The organism is Candidatus Latescibacter sp. IFSED24, from assembly GCF_058273205.1.
In genome coordinates this window covers 4,522,219-4,541,658 of the sequence record NZ_CM177850.1, presented here as the reverse complement: position 1 = coordinate 4,541,658, position 19,440 = coordinate 4,522,219, and the positions used below count along the sequence as shown (strand labels likewise).

Below are 19,440 nucleotides of genomic sequence, written 5' to 3'. Positions count from 1 at the left end.
GGCTCGTCGAGCCCTGGGACAAGTTTCTGGACCATTATAGTCAATATTTGCGGTTCCGCCCTACTCTTGCCAGCACGCCCTGGTCGGGTAAAATGACGACTTGCCTCGCGAAGGAGACCCGTGAACGGCGACATCCTCATCCAGCTGATCCTGCTCACCGCGACCGTCGGGCTCTTCGCCAGCGACCGGGTCCGGCCCGATGCCGTGGCCCTGGGACTCATCCTCGCCCTCACGCTGACTCGCCAGCTCACGCCGGGAGAAGCCGTTGCTGGCTTCGGCGACCCCCTTGTCCTGATGATCGCCGGCCTCTTCATCGTGGGTGAAGGCCTGGCCAGCACTGGCGTGGCCCAGGCGCTGGGCGGCATGCTCGTCCGGCGTGCCGGGGCCAGCGAGGTGAAACTCCTCGCCGGCATGATGGTCACGGTGGCGGTGCTCTCGGCCTTCATGAGCAGCACCGGTGCGGTGGCAGTCTTCATCCCGGTGGCCCTGACTTTGGCCAGGCGCACGGGCATTCCCGGCTCCCGTCTCCTGCTCCCGGTGGCCTCGGCCTCGCTCCTGGGCGGCATGCTGACCCTGATCGGCACCCCTCCCAATCTGGTGGTGAGCGAGGAGCTGGAACGCCAGGGCCTCAGCGCCTTCGGCTTCTTCGATTTTCTGCCCATCGGAGTCACGGTGCTGCTGCTTGGCATCGCCTACTTCGCCCTCATCGGTCGGCACCAGCTTGGCCACGCCAGTACGACCTCGTCCGCAGCTCCAGATCCCACGCTCCGCGACCTGGTGGAACGCTACGATATTGTCGGCCAGAGCCGTGCCCTGCAGGTCACGGTCGACTCACCGGTCCGTGGACGCAGCCTTGCCGAACTGGGCCTGCGTGAACACTTCGGCCTGACGCTGATCGGCCTCGACCGTCGCCATGGCCTGGGAAGGGAGGCGGTGGTGGCGCGCGCGGATCTGATGCTCCGCGAGGGCGACACGCTGCACGTCCTCGGCACCGACGAGGCCGCCGACGCCTTCGCCTCGACCCATCAGCTGCGCCCGGTGGGCCGATTCCGCCATCATCAGGCCGCGATGCTCCGCGAAATCGGCCTGGCCGAGGTGCTTATCCCGCCCGGCTCGACCCTGATCGGCGCCTGTGCCAGGGATGTCCAGCTGCGCAGCCGCCGGGGTCTGACCGTGCTCGCCGTGGCCCGGCGCGGCGAGTCCCTGGATGGGGATCCTGGCGAGATCGTGTTCGCTGCCGGGGACACGGTCCTGGTGCTGGCCGGCTGGCGGGAGATCCGCGAATTGCCTCGCCCGTCGCGTGAGCTGCTCGCCCTGACGATCCCTCGCGAACTCGAGGATTTCGCACCCACCCGGCTGCAAGCCCCCCAGGCCCTGGGGATCGTCCTGGCCATGCTGCTGGTCATGACCTTCAAGGTCCTGCCCGGGGTGACCGCGGTACTGCTGGCGGCCCTGGCCATGGTCGCGCTGCGTTGCGTGCCGGCCAACCGCGTCTATGGCAGCATCAACTGGCCGAGCCTGGTCCTCATCGCCGGCATGCTGCCCATGGCCACGGCACTGGAGCGTTCGGGGGCCTTGTCCCTGGTGGTCGACGGTCTGGTCGACTTGCTGGGCGGAGTCGGTCCGGTGGCCATGATGGCGGGGCTGTTCCTGCTGACGGCGTTCTTCAGCCAGTTCATCTCCAACACCGCCACCTCGGTGCTGGTGGCCCCCATGGCCGCGCTGGCCGCCGAGCAGCTCGGCGTCTCGCCGCGCCCCTTCCTGATGGTGGTGGCGCTGGCTGCGTCGGCCGCCTTCCTGACCCCGGTGGCCTCGCCGGTCAACACGCTGGTGATGGGACCGGGCGGGTACGGATTCCGTGATTTCCTGCGCGCCGGGGCCCCGCTCTTCCTGATCACCATGGTGGTCGCCCTGCTGCTGGTCCCGCTGGTCTTTCCGCTCTGAGTCGGATCCGGCTCATGACGTCCTTGGAGCATCAAGCCGCCTAACCACCACTGTATCTTCTCCTGGTGCCGGCGGTAGTCGGCGATCAGCGAGTCGACGAGAGCGGCCTCGGCCCGGCAGCGGCCACCAGCGACGAGAGGCTGGGCAGGAGGGCAAGACAAGGGGCGACGCGGCGCGCGCTCATGCAGGCGTTCCTTTCCAAGGGTGGCAATTCGGTATCGGCGGCCGGTTCTCTCCCGACCTGTTGTATGCGACCTGGACGACGGCTTCAATGGCCGTGATCGACCGGCCCCCATAGCTCCCGCACGGCAGCCTGCTGGCCGGCAGCGCACGCGACCGACCCCGCGGCGTGGACCAGGTAGTGCTCGCAGGCGGTGCCGAGCAGCGATTGCAGCGGTCGGACTCCCGGCACCTGGAATCGGCCCACGGGGTCGAGCTGGGGCACGCGGACCCAGAAGCGGTGCAGCAATTCGTCGCGACGCAGACTCGGCTGGCGGGCGAACCAGGTGATCTCGTCGCTGCCCCAGACGCACTCGGGCAGCTCGCACCCGCCGGAGGTGGGCCCCGCATATCCGTTGTCCAGCTCGACCAGGAAGCGCTGGTGCGCCACCACCTGGCCGCCGGGGGTCACGCCACCCCGGCTGCGGCCGTAGATGCTGTCCTGGAAGCCCAGTTCCAGCACCACGTCCTCGAACTCCGGATCGCCGATCTCGCGTGGGCGCAAGGGCCAGGAGTGGAAATCGAGGAGCAGGCGGCCCTGCCGGACCAGGCCGTGGGTGTGGGCGTCGAGCAGGACCCAGCCACGACGGGCGTGGAGCACGGCATAATCGCGGATCCGCCGCAGCAGCTGGTCGGTGGCCGCGAGATCCTGGTCGTGGACCGTCATGCGTTCGAGGGCGCCGAGATGAATGGCCTCGAGACCGGCGTCGATGTAGAGCGTGGCCAGGTGGTAGAACCAGAGCTGGGTCTCGAGACGGGTGAGGTCGGGCACCGCGGCCTGTTCGTCCCAGCCGGGCCAGTAATCGGGCTCGGCTTCGCGCGGTAGCATGGACGCGAAGTCGTAGGTCCGCTCTGTCGGGGGGAGGCCGAAGGCGGCCAGCACGTGGGCGGGCACCGGGACCCGCTGGATATCGGCGCTGACGAACTCGAAGATGCATCCCTGGACCACGGCCCCGGGGACCCGGTCATGGATGCGATCCACGCGGGAGTTCAGGCCCGAGAGGCTGCGCAGCATGAGGTGCTCCCAGCCCCAGACCAGCGCGGCGCGGCCCACGAGCGACGGCTGGAGATCCTCCAGCAGGTCGAGGTTGGCCGACCACTGGCGCGCCGCCCAGGGATAGCGATGGAGCACCGAGGCCATGGTGATGGCCCGGTCCAGACAGCGTTCGACCTGATCCGGTGGCGGTGCGCCGTCCACCGGGATCGGCGGGGCCACGGCCCGACCGCCGCAACCGGCCAGACCCAGTCCGCAAACGACGATGACGATCCGCATCATGGCTCTGCTAGTCATGCCGGCATGGTAGCCGGGTCGTCGACAGTTGTCACCGTCGGGATCACGCGATAGGATCGCCAGAACCACCTCGCGACCGCCCTGAAGGGGGAACTCCATGTCCAGAGCGCAACGTCTCCTCTGCCTGGCCGCGCTGCTCGGCCTGGCTGCCTGCGGCTCCACTCGCACCGACACGCCACCGGCCCCGGCGGCTCCCGCCGGTCCGGCCCCGGTTGGCACGACGGCCGCCGCCCCCGTCCTGCCGGGGCAGATCGACCCGACCGCGCCGATCCCCTCCGACCCGGCGGTGCAGACCGGCCAGCTCGCCAACGGACTGACCTGGTACGTCCGCGAGAACCACAAGCCCGAGGGACGCGCCTCGCTCTTCCTGGTGGTGGGAGCCGGCTCGGTGGACGAGGACGACGACCAGAAGGGACTGGCCCACATGGTCGAGCACATGGCGTTCAACGGGACCGAACACTTCCCCCGCCAGGAACTCGTGGACTACCTCGAATCGGTGGGCATGGCCTTCGGCCCCGAGGTCAACGCCTTCACGAGCCTCGACCAGACGGTCTACATGCTGCAGGTGCCCACCGACGACCCGGAGTTGCTGGACACGGGCCTGCGCATCCTCGACGACTGGGCGCATCGCGTCGCCTTCGAGGACGAGGAGATCGACAAGGAACGCGGAGTGATCGTGGAGGAATGGCGCAGCGGCCTCGGTGCTCGCGACCGCATCTTCGACGCCCAGATGCCCATCCTGTTCCACGATTCGAAGTACGCCGAGCGCCGGACCATCGGCGACATGGACGTGATCCAGCACCACGAGCACGACGTGATCCGCCGCTACTACCGCGACTGGTACCGCCCCGACCTGCAGGCCGTGATCGCGGTGGGCGACTTCGCGAACGAGGCCATGATCGCGCGCATCGCGGAGCTCTTCGGCGCCATCGCCGAGCCTGCCGACGCTCGGCCGCGTGCCCTGCCCCCGGTGCCCGGGCACGAGCAGACGCTCTACTCGGTGGTCACCGACCCCGAGGCCCAGCGCACCGCGATCCGGGTGCTCTGGAAGCACGATCCGCAGCCGGTCCGGACCATCATGGACTGGCGCCGGCGGCTCGCCCTGGACCTGGGCACCCAGATGCTACGCGACCGCTTCGACGAGCTGAGCCAGCAGGCCGACCCGCCGTTCGCCATGGCCTTCGCCGGCTACCGGCGCCAGGTTCGCACCATGAGCGGGTTCAGCTTCTTCGCCCAGGCGCCGGAAGATCACGCGGTGCGCGCCCTGGAGGCGCTGGCCATCGAGGCCGAGCGCCTGCGCCGATACGGCTTCACCCAGGGTGAGCTGGAGCGCGCGCGTGCCAGCTACCTGCGGCGGCTGGAGAGCCGCGCCGAGGAGGTCGACAAGACGCCGTCGCGACGCTGGTCGTTCCAGTACGTCCAGCACTTCCTCTACGGGCAGCCGATCCCCGGCCCCGACAACATGCTGCAACTGGCCCGGCAGCTCGCGCCGGGTCTGACCGTGGACGAGGTCACCCGGGCGGTGGTCGACCTGATGACCGACACGAACCGGGTCGTCCTGATCTCGGGCCCCGAGAAGGACGGCCTCGCGTGGCCCGACGAGGCCGCGCTGGCCGCGATCCTGGCCGAAGTCGCCGCAGCCGACATCGCGCCCTACGTGGACGACGTGGTGGAGCGACCACTGGTCCAGGACGTGCCGGCGCCCGGGGCCATCGTCACCCGAACCGAGGACGCCGAACTCGGCACCACCACCTGGACCCTGGCCAACGGCGTGACCGTGGTCCTCAAGCCCACGGACTTCAAGAACGACGAGGTCCTCATGTCCGCCTACGGCTGGGGCGGCACCTCGGTCATCGCCGACCTCGACGATTACCGTCGCCAGCGCTGGGCGGACCGGGTGGTGAGCGCCGGCGGCGTGGGCGCCTTCGACCGGATCGCGCTGGAGAAGGCGCTCGCGGGCAAGATCGTCTCGTGCACCCCGTTGATCGAAACGCACTTCGAGGGTTTCCGCGGCCAGGCCTCGCCGCAGGATCTGGAGTCCCTCTGTCAGCTCACTTACCTCTACGCCACGGCGCCGCGTCACGACGAGGACGCCTTCTCCGCCTGGCGGCAGCGCCTGGAGACCTGGCTCGCCAACCGCGACACCGACCCCATGAACGCGCTGCGGGACACGGTCCAGGTGCGGATCAGCGGCGGCGACCCGCGGCTCGCCCCCCTCTCCATGGTCGACCTCGCCGCCGCCGACCTCGACGCCAGCCTGGCCTTCTACCGCGAGCGCTTCGCCGGCTGCGGCGACTTCACCTTCTTCTTCGTGGGCAACGTCGACCCCGCGAGTTTCGAGCCCCTGGCCCGGACCTGGCTCGGCAATCTGCCGGCCAACGGCCGCCAGGACCGCTGGGTCGACCGGTATCCAGAGCCGCCGCGCGGCGTCATCGAGGCCACGGTGGTCAAGGGCCTCGACCCCAAGGGCTACGTCCAGATGGAATTCGTGGGCGAGGCCCCCTGGTTCGAGGAGCAGGCCTACGCCCTCGAGTCGCTGGTGGCAGCGCTCCGTATCCGGCTCCGCCAGGTGGTGCGCGAGGAGAAGAGCGGCACCTACGGGGTGCGGCTCCGCGGTCGGCTCGGCGATGTCCCGCGTCCGGGCTACACCCTGAGCCTGGGCTGGGGCTGCGACCCCGAGCGGACCGGCGAGCTCACCGCGGCGGTGTGGTCGGTGATCGAGGAATTCCGGCGGGACGGGCCCGACCCGGAGACCCTGGACAAGGTCCGCCAGACCCAGCTTCGCGAGGACCAGACCGACCTGCTGGAGAACCGTTTCTGGCTCGGCCAGCTCGCGGAGCACCACCGTCACGGCACCGACCCGCGGGGCATCCTGACCCGGTCGGATCAGGTCCGTCGCCTCGACGCCGCCATGGTGCACGAGGCCGCCCGGCGCTACCTGGACCCCGACAACGTGGTCAAGGTCGTGCTGTATCCCGAGGGGTGGCAGGACTGATCCGAGCATCGAGCGGGGCCGTCAGCTTCCTCGTGGAGGTGGCGGCCCCGCGCTTTCCATGCCGGGGTTGCAATAAAGCACACCCTTAGTCGATCCGGCTGGCAAAGTACCGGATGCCGCTCCCCTGAACCGAGACTGACCACCACCCTCAACCACCCGCGTGATGGCACGTGGCATCCCCACGTCTGCCAGCTCTCCTCACGAATTCTCGCCATTTACACCCGGATCAAGCCTGTAAACCCCAGGCGTCCCCCTTGCATGTCCCCGCGCCGGAGGGAACCGCCAATGGAACCAGACGGCCCAGGAGGATGCGTCATGAACTACAGGCTACTTTACACCGTTATCGTCACTCTTCTCCTCTTCGGCGGCGTGATCATGGCCTCCGAGCCATCGCTCGACTACACCTTCTGCTGGTCGCCAGGTCCGCTGGAGGCCGAGGACGGGACACCCCTGGCCGCCGCGGTGGCCTACGAGGTCTGGCTCCAGGAGGATGTGGGGGATGCGTACCTGGCGGAGACCGTGGTGGGCGACACCACTTATGTCCTGCAGCCCGAGTACGACGTCGTCTACCGGCTCCGGGTCTGCGGGATCGATGCGGAGGGCCGCTGCTCGGTGCCCAGCGAATGGTCGGACCCCATCCAGGCGTTCCTGACCACCGACGTGCCCACCGTGGATGCTGCCGAACTGCGTCCGGCCCAGCCCAACCCGTTCAATCCGCTGACCACCCTGTCATACGCGGTGCCGGCAAGCGGCCAGGCCACCGGCCGTGTGCGGCTGCAGATCTTCGATGTCCGGGGCAAGCTGATCCGCGACCTCGACACCGACACCGCTCCTGGCTGGCACGAAGCCCGCTGGAACGGCACCGACAACGCCGGCAAGCAGGTGGCTACCGGGACCTACCTGGCGCTCTACGCCTGCGGCCAGGCCGTGCAGACCACGAAGCTGACACTGGTCAAATGATATGGAGAGGCTAGGAGCCTGCGTCGGCCAGCCCCGGGTTGGGCAGCGCCTCGGCCACCGAGGTCGGCAACGGCGACACGCCGCCTCGCGAGGCGTCCAGATACGCGTGTGGGTTATGCTCCAGCGCTCCGGCGGGCAACCATGGCCATAGCGGTCCCAGGTCGCGGCGAACGATCGCGGCGTCGTGGGTGGGCACCTGGTCGCTCTCGCGGTCGAGGAACGCGCGAAGCTCCGGGTCGGTGTCGAGCCGCCGACGCAGCTGGCGGAACTGCTTCAACCGTCCGAACCCCTCCGACGACACGCCGCGGACGAGGTTGAGCCAGCGCGGGAGCGCCTCGCCATTGGCACGGAAGCGCCGGCCCATGGTGCGCCAGGAGAAGGTGTAGCTGGTGAGGTCGATCACGTGGTCATAGAACTCGGCCCACTCGTAGTGGAGCGGCTGGACATTCATGGCGTGGTTGTTGTCCAGGAAATGGAACGGGAAGGGGATCACCCGGTTGCTCAGCTGCAGCTCCAGGTTCAGCGGCGCGGCGCGACCGAAGGCGGTCAGGAGCGAGTAGCCGGGAAACACGCCCGGGGTCAGGTCGATGAAGCGCTTGGTCAGCGCGAAGGGCTCGGCGCCCTTGTCGGAGTCCAGACCCAGCACGAAGTTGGCCTGCACGTAGGGCACGTGCCGCAGGATCATGTTGATCTGTTCGGATACGAGCTGGACCCGCTCCTCGGCGTTGCGCTTCCCGCAGCGCGACTTGTTGCCCAGGTCATACCAGGATTCGACCCCGGGCAAGAGGGCCTTGAAGCCATTGTGCCGCAGGCGCTTGACGTGATCCTCGGTCAGGAGGGACAGGGAGCTCTCGGCGGCGAACTCGATGCTGCCGGGCGGCACCGCGTCCTCGATGGCGTCGAGGCAGTCGTCGAACCGGACCCCGAAGTTCGGGTCGTGCCAGCCCACCCGTGGTCGCGCCAGATGCTCGCGCAGGAAGCGAAGATCCTGCTTGAGGGTGTCGAAGCACAGCGGTTGGTACGGAACCGTCGAGTCGATGCAGAACGAACAGGTATAAGGACAGCCGAGGCTGCCGATCATCGGCACCAGCTTCAATAGCGGCGCCTTGCGGAGCGCATGTTCGACGAAGGGCCAGCGCGCCGCCAAATCGGGCAGAGCGACGGGGTGGCGCTCCGCCGAGAGGGCCAGACCGAGGGGTCGGTGCCGCGCGCAATCCTGCAGGACGTCCTGGATCAGGGAGCGGTCCGTGAAACCCAGCACGTAGTCGAAGTACAGCTGCGCGTCTTCGGGGTAGCAGCGGGCGTGGGGCCCGCCCAGGACCGTGACGGCCCCCTGGGCGCGGAAGAGATTGCTGAGAGCATAGGCGAGCTGGGCGGACTCGGTGAAGCCGCAGATGAACACCAGGTCGCAATCCTGCGGCAGCTCGCGACTCAGGTGCTCGAGTCCGGTGTAACAGACGAAAGCGACCCGGTGTCCCATCTCCTGACACCAGGCCGCCACGACCTGCGGCATGATGGCCGCGAGATTGGCGTGCATGACGCGTGCGTACAGAGCGCGTGTCGGCGCCTTGTGCACCAGGTCGATGACGCCGACGCGGAGCTTGCGCACCTGAATTCTCGATTCCGTTGACCTTGGTGGCAGCCACCCCGTGTCGGCACGCCCGGCGCGCCTCTTGACTGTGATTGTCGACAGGATAGCACTGCCGGCTCCGAAGCGCGAACCGCCGCGGCCCTGATCAGGAGGCTCTCAGGCCTTCGTCGAGAGCCAGGGCGCCAGGACCCGGCCGAGGGTCTGCTGCCCCTCGTACCAGCTCAGCGCCAGGCCGTAGTTGGTCACCGGGATGCCGGCCGCGCAGAGCCGCTGCACCCGCGCGGCCAGCTTCTGCGGCCGGATCATGCAGCCGCCGCAGTGGATGGCCAGGGCATATTGCCGGAGTTCGTCGGGCTCGGGGAACTCGCGCCCGAAGGCGTGGTCGACCAGGATGCCCGGTACCGCCTGGGCGAGCTTGCGCGGTAGCTGCACCGTGCCGATGTCCTCGGCGATGCGGTCGTGGTTGCAGGCCTCGGCGATCAGGACCCGGTCACCGGCCTGGAGACGGTCGAGGGCCTGCGCGCCCTCGACGAACACCGCCATGTCGCCGCAGGCGGTCTGGTTGACCATCATGATCGAGAAGGTGGTCAGCGGGATGTCGGCGGGCACCCACGGGTCCATGATGTCGATGGCCTGCGAATCGGTGAGGACCAGCTGGACGCCGCCGCTCGCGACGAACGAGCCCAGGAAGTCGAGGAAGCCCTGCTTTTGCTGCGCGACCACCGCCGCGTTGCCGCAGCGCGCGAGCCCCAGGTCCACCCGGTAGAGCCCCACCGGCACGCCGGCGCGCAACAGCGCCTCCATGGCCATCTCCTGCGGTCGGAGCAGGCGGCCCGAAGGGGTCTCCTCGTCCATGGGGATGTGCATGACCACCACGCCGTGCCGGTGCACCATGGGCAAGAGCGGTGTCTCGTCCGCGGTGTGGCCGCCGGCGGCGGCGAGGAACGCGGCCAGCTCGCCGCTGCGGTCGGGATCACTCAGATCGAGGTCGAGGATGGGCGTGCCGACAGGGTCCGGGAGCACCGCGAGGCAGAAGCGGCGGGCCTGCTCCATGGTGGCGCCGCTCCCGGCCAGTCGCTTCTCGGCGTCGGCATGACGGTTGAGGACCACGCAGAGGCGGCGGCCCAGCTTGCGCGCCAGGGTGGCCACCGAGTCCTCGACGCTCAGCTCCTCGGCCAGCAGCGCCTGCACCGGGTCGATCACCAGCACCGCCAGGTCCACCTCCTCGAGCGCCGCCAGCGTCTTCTGGCGCTTCTTCTCGCCCAGGCGCGACTCCTCGTCGAGGCCGGCGGTGTCGAGGATCTTGGCTGGCCCGATGGCGTGGATCTCCATGAGCGCGCTCTTGATGTCGGCGGTGGTGCCGGGCTGGGCGTCCACCAGCGAGGTCTCCTGCTGGGTGAGCAGATTCATGCAGGTGGATTTGCCGGCGTTGATCCGGCCGAAGATACCGATGATCTTGCGTTGGAGGCGGGCCATGCGCAGACTCCCTGGAGCGGTGCGTGCCGTGGTGCGGACTGGCCACCAAGATAGCCGACCGCCGGCGCCTGGACCAGGACAGGCCGCCAGCGAACCGGACCATGGCGCTGGACCTTTTTTCCCTTATTCATGATAGGCTGGCGCGTGGATCCTCCACCGGTCGTCGAAAGGTCGTAGTGTGACACCATTCTCCCGTACGGGCGCCCGGGCGCTGCCGTGCCTGCTGCTGTCGCTGGCCTGGATCGCCACGTCGGCGGTGGCCTCGTCCTCCTGGACCATCGACTTCGAGGCGGCCATGGTGACCGCCGGCAAGAACGACGTCGCCATTCCCGGCGATACCGGGACGCGGTTCTCCCTGACCGATGACCTGAAGACCGCCGAGGACGTGGCGTTCCGGATCCAGCTCGATCGCCGCCTTGGCCAGCGCAACCACCTCACGGCTCTCTACGCGCCACTGACCCTCCACGCCTCGGGCGAGCCCGGATTCGCCATCGACTTCAACGGCGAGAATTTCGCGGCCGACGCCGACCTCAGGGCCGTCTACAAGTTCAACAGCTACCGGCTGACCTGGCGCTATGATCTGGCGCAGAAACCGTCGTTCACCTTCGGCCTCGGCCTGACCGGCAAGATCCGGGACGCCTACATCGAGCTCAGCGACGGCACAACCACCACGCGCAAGGACAACGTGGGCTTCGTGCCCCTGGTCAACATCCACCTCGACTGGCGTTTCAGCCGGAAGCTGGGCCTGCTTCTGGCCGGTGACGCCGCCGCCGCCCCGCAGGGCCGCGCCGAGGATGTGCTGCTGGCCATGGCCGTGCGGCCGTGGAACCAGGGGGCCCTGCACCTGGGCTATCGCGTGCTCGAAGGCGGCGCCGACGTGGACGAGGTCTACAGTTTCGCCCTCATCCACTACTACGTTTTCGGCTGGAGTCAGCAATTCTGACGGTGAGCGGCTGGGCGGCCGCGCAATACTGTCGTTATTTTGTCCAGTCTAAATCATTGCTCCAGCCCGATGAGGTCCAGCATGTCTCAGCCACGCCTCACCCTGCACGGCCGCCTCGCCGGCCAGGCTCTCCAGTTCGGTCTCGACGAGGGTGACCACGTCCTCGGTCGCGCCTCCACCTGTGACGTGCGGCTCGACGAGCCGTCGGTGAGCCGGCAACATGCTCGCCTGCGCATCCGGGGAGCCACCATCGAGCTCGAGGACCTGGGCAGTTCCAACGGCACCCGCCACAACGGCCTGCCCCTCTCGGGACCGGTCATGCTGAACCACGGCGACCAGGTCGACCTGGGCAACGTGATCCTCACCGTCGACGGTGGTCGCTCCACCACCCAGATGTTCCGCGACCAGACCAACATCAAGGCGGGCATCGAGGTCTCGGTGGACGAAGTGCGGCGGACGCGCCCCGATGTCGGCGACAAGAAGGCCTACCTGTTCCGGATCCTCGCCGAGGCGGGCGAGCTGCTCACGCGCCCCCTCAAACCCGAGGAGCTCTTCGACCCACTGCTCGAGCTGGTGGAACAGGCCCTGGAGCCCGAACGCATCTTCCTCCTCCTGAAGGAAAACGGCGGGGAGGAATTGAAGGTGATGGCGTCCCGGGTGCGCACCGGCGGTCCCGGCGGCATGATCCTCAGCCAGACCCTGGTCTCCCAGGTCATGGACCAGCGCAAGGCCTTCCTGACCGAGGACGCCAGCAACGACCAGCGCCTGCTCGGCGGCGAGAGCATCGTCAGCTCGGGAACCCATTCGGCCATGGCCGCGCCGCTCTTCGACAACGAGCAGGTCATCGGCCTGCTCTACGCCGACACCAGCGATCTCACCGTCCGCTACACTCGCGACGAATTGAGGGCCTTCGTGCTGCTGGCCAACGTGGTGGCGGTGGCCATCACCCACGCCCGCATGCACGCCCTCGAGGAGGAACGCCGCCGGCTGAGGACCGAGCTCGACGCAGCCCGCCTGATCATGAGCCGCCTGTTGCCCCGCCACATGCCCCTGGTCCCGGGCCTGAACATCAGCGCATACCTGGATGCCTGCGAGGAGGTTGCCGGCGACCTCTACGACGCCCGCTCGCTACCCGACGGCCGCGTCCTGCTGGTGGTGGGCGACGTCTCGGGCAAGGGCCTGCCCGCCGCCCTGCTGGTGGCCGCCTTGCTGCCCGCCATCCGCGTGGTGGCCGAGGAATGCAACGACCTCGGTCGGCTCGCCACCCGGATCAACACCGAGCTGTATGCCTCCACCGACGCGCTCCGGTTCGCCACCCTCTTCATCGGCCTGCTCGACCCCGCCACCGGCCAGATGGAGTTCGTCAACGCCGGGCACAACCCGCCGATGCTCGTCCACAAGGGCAACCTCGAGATGCTGAATGCGGTGGGGCCGCCGGTGGGCATGATGCCCGATTTCGTCTACCCCATCACCCAGTGCGTCCTGCCCCAGGACAGTCGCCTGGTGTTCTACAGCGACGGCCTGACCGAGGCCATGAACCACGACGAGGACATGTACGGGGACGAGCGGCTGCAGACGCTCCTGGCCCACTGCCCCGGCTGTTCGCTGGACGACCTGCAGACCCGCCTGCTCGAGGACCTGGCCGAATTCACCGGCGGCGCCCCTCAGAGCGACGACATAACCCTCCTGTTGGTGGAACGGAAGGCCGAAGCATCGTGAAACTCGCCCTGATCAGTGACATCCACGCCAACCTCGAGGCGTTCAACGCGGTGATCGCCGACGCCCGCGCGCGCGAGGTCGACGCCTTCGCCTGCCTCGGCGACATCGTGGGCTACGCCGCCGACCCGTCGGCCTGCCTCGAGTTGCTGCGCTCGCTCGAGCCGGTGGCCATCATCCAGGGCAACCACGATGCCTACTGCGCGGACGACCGCGACCTTTCGGGATTCAACCCGCTGGCCCGCGAGGCCACGCGCTGGACCCGCAAGCAGCTCTCCGAGGGCCAGCGCCGCTGGTTGGCCTCGCTGCCGCTGGAAGCCCGCCTCGAGCCCGACCTCTGCCTCGTCCACGCCACCCCGAGCGAGCCGGAGACCTGGAACTACATCCGCTTCTTCGGCGAGGGGGCGCTGGCCATCGAGGAGCAGACCACCCGGATCTGCTGCTACGGGCATACCCACGTGCCCATGGCGTTCCGGCTGGCGGGCGACGAGGTCCTGCAGCTCGAGGAGGGGGACTACGACCTCGCCTCCGGCGACCGCTGGCTGATCAACGTGGGCAGCGTCGGCCAGCCCCGCGACGGCGATTGGCGCGCCGCCTGGTCGCTGCTCGACACCGAGGCACAGCGCCTCACGTTGCACCGCGTGGACTACGAGATCGAGACCTGCATGACCAAGATCCTCGATGCGGGCCTGCCGCCGCGCCTCGCCGAACGCCTGACCGAGGGGCGCTAGGCTTTCCAGATGCCCTGCGCCACCAACTGCTGCGCGGCCTGGGGCGCCCAGCCGCGGTTGGCCACGGGGCTGGCAGGGCTCGGATGCAGCACCCGACCCACCCGCATGCCGTCGCGCGCGAGCCTCTGCAGGCGTTGCTCGGCGAAGCCCCCCACGCCGATGGCCCACTCCGGAGCGTAGAGATCGACCAGCCGCGCCAGCGCCTCGTCGCAGACGGCCAGGAGCGGCTCGCGTTCGGTCGCCGGCAGCTTGTCGGGCGTGCGGTTGCGCCCCGACTCCTCCATGAAGACCAGCGGGCAGTGGTTCAGGACGAGGTGGTCGGCGAAGAACCGCCGGGCGGTCCCGAAACGCTCGGCGAAGAGTCCCCAGAGCCGCCGCCCCGAGACCTCGCTGCGCTGGCAGGCCAGCCCGTACACCGGACGTTTGGGATGTTCCACCGGCGGCTTGCCCACCGTGGCGTCCAGCCCCATCCAGTCGCGGACCGCCGTCACCTCGCCGAAGGGTACGCCGGTCTGGGCCATGCCCCAGGGGCCGGGATTCATGCCGAGCAGGAGCACGCGCTTGGGTGTGTCGCCGAACCGCTCGAGGTACTGGCGGAGCGCCGGTTCGGCGTAGCCCAGGGGGTTGTAGACATGGGTGACGGGCGCGTCGAACCGGAGCCGGTCGACCGCGCGACGCAGGTCGGCGCAGATGGCGAGGGCCTGGGCGGCAAGGGACATGCGGGGCCTCGGGTGTTGGCGTGAGAGGCGAGTCGAGCCCCCAATATAGCCCCTGGCGCCATTTCTGGGGATGGCTGATCGGGCGCGCCGGGCTAGACTGTCGGGACCGTCCCGCAGCTCCAGCGAAAGGTCCCCCCATGCCGCCCATGCGTCCCCCGCTCCTGGTCCTGGCGTTCCTGCTCCTGATGGCCGCCTGCGGGCAACGTGTCGACCCCGCCTACGTGGCCGAGGTCGACCAGTGGCATGCCGAGCGCCTCGACCGCCTCACGGCCGAGGATGGCTGGCTCACCCTGGTCGGACTCCACCCGCTGCACCCTGGCGAGAACAGCCTCGGCTCGGGCGCCGATCACGATATCCGCCTGGACGCGGCCGCTCCTGCCGACGTCGGTGTGCTCACCATCGCCGACGACGGGATCAGCTTCACCGCCGCCCCCAGCCTCGATGTCCGGATCGACGGCGCACCCGTGACCACCGCCGCCCTCGCCACCGACGCCGACCCACCTGCCACCGTGGTCCGTTTCGGCTCCCTCAACGTCCAGGTGATCCGGCGCGGCGACACCTTCTACCTGCGGGTCAAGGACAACACGAGCGCGGTCCGGCGCGCCTTCGCGGGGATCGACCGCTTCCCCGTGCACGACCGCTGGCTGGTGACCGCCCGGCTCGACACCACCGGCACCCCGCGCACCGTGGCCATCACCAACGTCCTCGATCAGACCGACCAGTCGCCATCGCCCGGCATCCTGGTGTTCGAACTCGCCGGCCAGACCTGCCGGCTCACGCCCGTGGGCGCGGCGGGCCAGCCACTCTTCCTGGTCTTCGGCGACGCCACCAACGGGCAGACCACGTACGGCGGCGGCCGCTTCCTCACCACCGAGCCAGTGGGCCCCGACGGCACCGTGGTGCTCGATTTCAACCGCGCCACCAACCCGCCCTGCGTCTTCACGCCCCACGCCACCTGCCCCTTGCCACCGCCGCAGAACGTGCTGCCGGTGGCGGTGGCGGCCGGCGAGCGGATGTGGGGGACGCCTCACTAGCGTCCGCAGGAAATCCGTGCTCCGGGCGTGCGGGCTGCCGGGTCCGCCTGCGCGGCGCCCGCCCCGGGCGTGGTGATCCTCCCCGACCTCCGGATCCCGGCCCGCATCGGTCCCCGACCAGCCGCCTCTTTCCCGCCCACCGCCGGCCTGCTACATTCCAGCCCATGCGGATCCTCTTCGTCCTCAGCCAGCGCCCCGAACTCACCGGCAGCGGCATCACGCTGGACGCCCTGGTGCGCGAGGCGACCGACGCCGGTCACGAGCCCTGGGTGCTCTGTGGGGTCCCGGTGGACGAGCCGGTGCCGTCGGTCGGCGGCCTGCCCGCACGGCGTGTCCGGACCGTCACCTTCGGTCCCGGCGGCGACCTCTCGTTCGCGGTGCCCGGCATGAGCGACGTCATGCCCTACCCGAGCACGGTCTGGTCGACCATGACCGCCGACATGCTCGCGGCGTACGGCACGGTCTGGCGCCATGCCCTCGCCGCGACGGCCACAGCCTGCCGGCCCGACCTGGTCCACTGCAACCACCTCTGGCTCGTCTCGTCCCTGGCGCCCGCGACACTCGCCGGCGTCCCCTCCCTGGCCCACTGCCACGCCACGGGCCTGCGCCAGATGGCCCTCTGCCCACATCTGCGCCCGGAAATCGTCGGCGGCCTGCGGGGGCACCGCGCCTTCGCTGTCCTGCACGACGACCACGCCCAGCAGGTTCAAGAGACGCTCGCGGTCCCGGCCGACCGCGTCTTCACAGTGGGCGCCGGCTATCGCGAGGACCTCTTCCATACCCGGGGCGCCGCCGCCGATTCCACGCGTCGCGATCACCTGCTCTACGTCGGCAAGTTCGCTGCCGCCAAGGGCGTGCCCTGGCTGCTCGACGCCTGCGACGCACTCTGGGAACGCGGTCGGCCCTTCACGCTGCACGTCGCCGGCGATGGCGCCGGCGCCGAGGCCGAGGAGTTGCGCCGCCGCATGACGGCCCTGGCCCCCAACCTGGTCCTGCACGGTCGGCTAGGGCAGCCCGCGCTGGCCGATCTGATGCGACGCTGCAGCGCCCTGGTCCTGCCGTCGTTCTACGAGGGCCTGCCGCTGGTCCTGGCCGAGGCCCGGGCGTGCGGCTGCCGGCTGGTGAGCACCGCGCTGCCCGGAGTGGTGAGCGAACTGGCGCCGGCGTTGGGCTCCGACCTGCTGCTCGTGGACCCACCGCGCCTGATCGGACCCGACACGCCCGAGCCCGCCGACCTGCCGCCTTTTTCCGCACGCCTCGCCCACGCCCTCGAGACGACCCTCGAGGCCGGCCCCCGTGCACCGGCACCCGGCCAGCTCGACCCGTTCACCTGGCGTGCGGTCTTCGACCGGGTCGCACGGATCTGGGGCGAACTGGCGCCCACTGTGACATCACGCTAACCTGTTGGCCACGAATCCACTGGACCCCCAATCGGAGGCTTCGATTTGAGCAGCACCCGCGCCGCCATCGTGGGCCCCATGCGCCCAAACTTCCTCCTGCTGACCCCCGCCTGCGTGGTCCTCGGCCTGGCCGTGGCCCACTGGCGCGGTTTCGCCCTGGACTGGCCCCAGTTCCTGCTGGTGCTGGCCGGCGCGGTGGCCTCGCACATCGCGGTCAACGCGCTCAACGAATACGCCGACTTCAAGAGCGGCCTCGACCTCGCCACCATCAAGACTCCCTTCTCTGGCGGCACCGGCACGCTGCCCGCCAACCCCGACAAGGCGCACTTCGCGCTGATCACCGGCCTGGTGGCGCTGGGCGTGACCGCGGCCATCGGGGTCTACTTCGTGATCCTGCGCGGCTGGCTCCTGCTGCCGCTGGGCGTTCTCGGCCTGGTGAACATCGTGGCCTACACCCCGAGCATCACCCGCAACTGGCTGCTCTGCCTGCTCGCTCCGGGCCTGGGCTTCGGGCCGATGATGGTCATGGGCACCGAGTTCTGCCTCACCGGCAGCTACTCCTGGACCGGTTTCGTGGCGTCGCTGACCCCGTTCTTCCTGGTCAGCGATCTGTTGCTGCTGAACCAGTTCCCCGACCAGGAGCCCGACCGCGCCGTGGGCCGCAATCACCTCATCATCACCGCGAACCTGCGCCGGGGCGTCGCGGTCTACGGCCTGTTCCTGCTGGGCGCCTTCCTGGCCCCCGTGGTCGGCTGGATCCTGGGCGTGCTGCCGGTGGGCGCTCTGCTGGGCTTGCTGGTGGTTCCGCTGGCGGCGCAGACGTTCCGCGGCGTGCGGCAGGATTTCGAGAGCCTGCCGCAGCTGTTGCCGAGCATGGGCAAGAACGTGGTCCTGAACCTGGTCACGCCGGTGCTGATGGCGGTGGGGCTATTCGTGCTCTGAGGCGAGCCAGCGCCGGGCTTCTGCCATGTCGGTGAAGACCCGGTGATCCATGGTCAGGCCGCTGTTCTCCATGAGGGCCTCCCACATGCGGGTCAGGCCGAAGTGGAGCTGCGAACCGCAGACCGAGGCGATCCGCCGTCGCGCCAGGGCATCCTTGAAGTCGACGAGATGTCTGGCGTAGCCCTGGACGTCGGCCGAGGTGATGGCGCTGAAATCGGCGCTCAGCTCGCGATGATCGGAGAGGATGCAGGCGTGGTCCCGACCCAGCAGGCGCTGGTGGAGATCGTTGGAGTAGGCCATGAATCCTGCGATGTCGGGCACGCCTCGCGTGCGCACGATGACGAATCCCGTGGCGTCCTCGATCTCGATCTCGTATTCCATCCTGGTCATGGGCTTGCTGATTCCTCACGCGGCAGAACAGGCACGGAACCTTCCCGGATCATATCAGGACCTTAGCACAAAGAAACAGGAATCATCCCGCCCACAAGGCCTGCGCAGGCCCGCCGGCGGGATCAATGGTCGTGGCCCTCGCAGTGGGCCATGACCCGGTCCTCGAGCTGCTGGCAGTGCTCGGGATCGGGCAGACGACCCAGCAAACGCCTGACCTGCTCGCCCAGCGTCCGGAGCTGGGCCACGTAGCGGGCGCAGTGCACGCACATCATGACATGCAGCCGGAGCTTGAGACGCGCCATGGCGCCGAGGTCCTCGTGGTCGCCCGTGGCGACGAGCTGGTGCACCTCGCGACAGCTGAACATTCCCGGCATCTTCATCATCGTCATCGCTCCTCGAATCCCCGACCCTCGAGACATTCCCTCAGCCGGTTGCGCGCACGGTAGAGGATCACTCCCAGGTTGGTGCTCGTCACCTCGAGGGCATTACAGATCTCCGCACCAGACAGGCCCTCCACCTCCTTCAGGACGAAGGCCAGGCGGTGACGCTCGGGCACGGTCTCGAGGCACTCCTCGAGATGGCGGCGGATCTGCTGGTCCCACATCTCGTCGTCGGCCTGGCGCGGCGGCGACTGCCACATGCCGCGGTCGTCGAAACGGCTCTCGAGCACGTCGTCGATGTCGTCATGCCGGCCCTGCTTCTGGAAGCCGCGGCGCGCCTCGCGGAGCTTGTGGTAGAGGATACCGAAGAGCCAGGTGCGCACCTGGCTGCGGCCCTCGAACCGCGGCAGGGTCTCGATGAAGGTCAGGAAGGTCTGCTGGGTGACGTCGTCGGCCTCGGCCTCCTGCAGGCCGGCGCCACGAGCCGCGCGCAGGATCTGGGGCAGGTACTCGTGCACCACCTGCTGGATGGCGGCGCGGTCCTGTCGCTGCAGGCGGGCGAGGAACTCGGGGGTGCCGAACTCGGGCGGCGGTGTGTAGGCCATGCTCGGATCGCTCCGGGAATGGGTCGGCAATCAGCGGCTCCGTTCAGGGTAAGGCCAATCCACGCACCCGTCGACATCGCTGTCATGATCGCGGCGGCGGCGGC

Annotated in this window: 16 protein-coding genes; 9 read left to right on the top strand and 7 right to left on the bottom strand. The window is 69.1% G+C overall.

The genetic code is table 11. The annotated features are described in order from the left end of the window. The first annotated feature begins 120 nt into the window (after positions 1-120). Positions 121-1,944 (top strand): SLC13 family permease, encoded by a 1,824-nt coding sequence (locus IFSED24_RS18115; protein ID WP_491332892.1) that lies wholly within the window; start codon positions 121-123, stop codon positions 1,942-1,944. A 268-nt stretch (positions 1,945-2,212) separates the two neighbouring features. On the opposite strand, the gene IFSED24_RS18110 is transcribed toward IFSED24_RS18115, so the two are convergent. Next, positions 2,213-3,454, bottom strand: coding sequence for a hypothetical protein (locus IFSED24_RS18110; RefSeq protein WP_491332891.1), 1,242 nt, complete (start codon positions 3,452-3,454; stop codon positions 2,213-2,215). Between the two features lie 97 nt (positions 3,455-3,551). Here IFSED24_RS18110 and IFSED24_RS18105 point away from each other — a divergent pair, with 97 nt between their 5' ends. Then, the gene (locus IFSED24_RS18105) at positions 3,552-6,449 is read left to right on the top strand and encodes a M16 family metallopeptidase (RefSeq protein ID WP_491332890.1); all 2,898 of its coding nucleotides are present in this window, start codon (positions 3,552-3,554) and stop codon (positions 6,447-6,449) included. A 315-nt stretch (positions 6,450-6,764) separates the two neighbouring features. Continuing rightward, complete coding sequence (locus IFSED24_RS18100) at positions 6,765-7,409, top strand: FlgD immunoglobulin-like domain containing protein (protein ID WP_491332889.1); 645 nt, start codon at positions 6,765-6,767, stop codon at positions 7,407-7,409. 10 nt (positions 7,410-7,419) lie between these two features. Here the strand turns inward: IFSED24_RS18100 and IFSED24_RS18095 are convergent, their stop codons facing one another. Both IFSED24_RS18095 and IFSED24_RS18090 read right to left on the bottom strand, forming a co-directional pair. Next, the gene (locus tag IFSED24_RS18095) at positions 7,420-9,018 is read right to left on the bottom strand and encodes a B12-binding domain-containing radical SAM protein (RefSeq protein ID WP_491332888.1); all 1,599 of its coding nucleotides are present in this window, start codon (positions 9,016-9,018) and stop codon (positions 7,420-7,422) included. Positions 9,019-9,156: 138 nt separating this feature from the next. After that, positions 9,157-10,476, bottom strand: coding sequence for a GTPase (locus tag IFSED24_RS18090; protein WP_491332887.1), 1,320 nt, complete (start codon positions 10,474-10,476; stop codon positions 9,157-9,159). A gap of 178 nt (positions 10,477-10,654) precedes the next feature. On the opposite strand from IFSED24_RS18090, the gene IFSED24_RS18085 reads away from it, so the two are divergent. The 3 genes from IFSED24_RS18085 (at position 10,655) to IFSED24_RS18075 (ending at position 13,866) form a co-directional block, all read left to right on the top strand. Further along, positions 10,655-11,419, top strand: coding sequence for a hypothetical protein (locus IFSED24_RS18085; protein WP_491332886.1), 765 nt, complete (start codon positions 10,655-10,657; stop codon positions 11,417-11,419). 81 nt (positions 11,420-11,500) lie between these two features. Next, entirely contained in the window at positions 11,501-13,138 is a 1,638-nt protein-coding gene (locus IFSED24_RS18080; RefSeq protein ID WP_491332885.1) for a SpoIIE family protein phosphatase, read from the top strand. Beyond that, positions 13,135-13,866 (top strand): metallophosphoesterase family protein, encoded by a 732-nt coding sequence (locus IFSED24_RS18075; protein ID WP_491332884.1) that lies wholly within the window; start codon positions 13,135-13,137, stop codon positions 13,864-13,866. The genes IFSED24_RS18080 and IFSED24_RS18075 overlap by 4 nt, the downstream gene beginning before the upstream one ends. Here the strand turns inward: IFSED24_RS18075 and IFSED24_RS18070 are convergent. Beyond that, entirely contained in the window at positions 13,863-14,585 is a 723-nt protein-coding gene (locus tag IFSED24_RS18070) for a uracil-DNA glycosylase family protein (protein ID WP_491332883.1), read from the bottom strand. The two genes, IFSED24_RS18075 and IFSED24_RS18070, sit on opposite strands and share 4 nt — an antisense overlap. A 137-nt stretch (positions 14,586-14,722) precedes the next feature. Between IFSED24_RS18070 and IFSED24_RS18065 the strand changes: the two genes are divergently transcribed. The 3 genes from IFSED24_RS18065 (at position 14,723) to IFSED24_RS18055 (ending at position 17,961) form a co-directional block, all read left to right on the top strand. Then, on the top strand, positions 14,723-15,619 hold the full coding sequence (locus IFSED24_RS18065) for a DUF1684 domain-containing protein (protein ID WP_491332882.1): 897 nt from the start codon (positions 14,723-14,725) through the stop codon (positions 15,617-15,619). A 164-nt stretch (positions 15,620-15,783) separates the two neighbouring features. Continuing rightward, on the top strand, positions 15,784-17,019 hold the full coding sequence (locus IFSED24_RS18060) for a glycosyltransferase family 4 protein (RefSeq protein WP_491332881.1): 1,236 nt from the start codon (positions 15,784-15,786) through the stop codon (positions 17,017-17,019). Between the two features lie 45 nt (positions 17,020-17,064). Further along, positions 17,065-17,961, top strand: a complete 897-nt coding sequence (locus IFSED24_RS18055) for a prenyltransferase (RefSeq protein ID WP_491332880.1) — start codon at positions 17,065-17,067, stop codon at positions 17,959-17,961. On the opposite strand, the gene IFSED24_RS18050 is transcribed toward IFSED24_RS18055, so the two are convergent. From IFSED24_RS18050 to IFSED24_RS18040, 3 genes are all read right to left on the bottom strand, one after another. Further along, entirely contained in the window at positions 17,947-18,351 is a 405-nt protein-coding gene (locus tag IFSED24_RS18050; protein WP_491332879.1) for a SpoIIAA family protein, read from the bottom strand. The genes IFSED24_RS18055 and IFSED24_RS18050 overlap by 15 nt on opposite strands. A gap of 122 nt (positions 18,352-18,473) precedes the next feature. Beyond that, positions 18,474-18,734 (bottom strand): hypothetical protein, encoded by a 261-nt coding sequence (locus IFSED24_RS18045; protein WP_491332878.1) that lies wholly within the window; start codon positions 18,732-18,734, stop codon positions 18,474-18,476. 2 nt (positions 18,735-18,736) lie between these two features. Next, positions 18,737-19,336 carry a sigma-70 family RNA polymerase sigma factor gene (locus IFSED24_RS18040; RefSeq protein WP_491332877.1) on the bottom strand — a complete coding sequence of 200 codons (600 nt, stop codon included), beginning with the start codon at positions 19,334-19,336 and terminating at the stop codon, positions 18,737-18,739. Positions 19,337-19,440: the final 104 nt, after the last annotated feature.

Coding starts and splice junctions, on each gene's coding strand:
- IFSED24_RS18060 (WP_491332881.1), top strand. CDS start 15,784: ATGCGGATCCTCTTCGTCCTCAGCCAGCGCCCCGAACTCACCGGCAGC.
- IFSED24_RS18100 (WP_491332889.1), top strand. CDS start 6,765: ATGAACTACAGGCTACTTTACACCGTTATCGTCACTCTTCTCCTCTTC.
- IFSED24_RS18040 (WP_491332877.1), bottom strand. CDS start 19,336: ATGGCCTACACACCGCCGCCCGAGTTCGGCACCCCCGAGTTCCTCGCC.
- IFSED24_RS18070 (WP_491332883.1), bottom strand. CDS start 14,585: ATGTCCCTTGCCGCCCAGGCCCTCGCCATCTGCGCCGACCTGCGTCGC.
- IFSED24_RS18065 (WP_491332882.1), top strand. CDS start 14,723: ATGCCGCCCATGCGTCCCCCGCTCCTGGTCCTGGCGTTCCTGCTCCTG.
- IFSED24_RS18050 (WP_491332879.1), bottom strand. CDS start 18,351: ATGACCAGGATGGAATACGAGATCGAGATCGAGGACGCCACGGGATTC.
- IFSED24_RS18105 (WP_491332890.1), top strand. CDS start 3,552: ATGTCCAGAGCGCAACGTCTCCTCTGCCTGGCCGCGCTGCTCGGCCTG.
- IFSED24_RS18045 (WP_491332878.1), bottom strand. CDS start 18,734: ATGATGAAGATGCCGGGAATGTTCAGCTGTCGCGAGGTGCACCAGCTC.
- IFSED24_RS18110 (WP_491332891.1), bottom strand. CDS start 3,454: ATGACTAGCAGAGCCATGATGCGGATCGTCATCGTCGTTTGCGGACTG.
- IFSED24_RS18090 (WP_491332887.1), bottom strand. CDS start 10,476: ATGGCCCGCCTCCAACGCAAGATCATCGGTATCTTCGGCCGGATCAAC.
- IFSED24_RS18080 (WP_491332885.1), top strand. CDS start 11,501: ATGTCTCAGCCACGCCTCACCCTGCACGGCCGCCTCGCCGGCCAGGCT.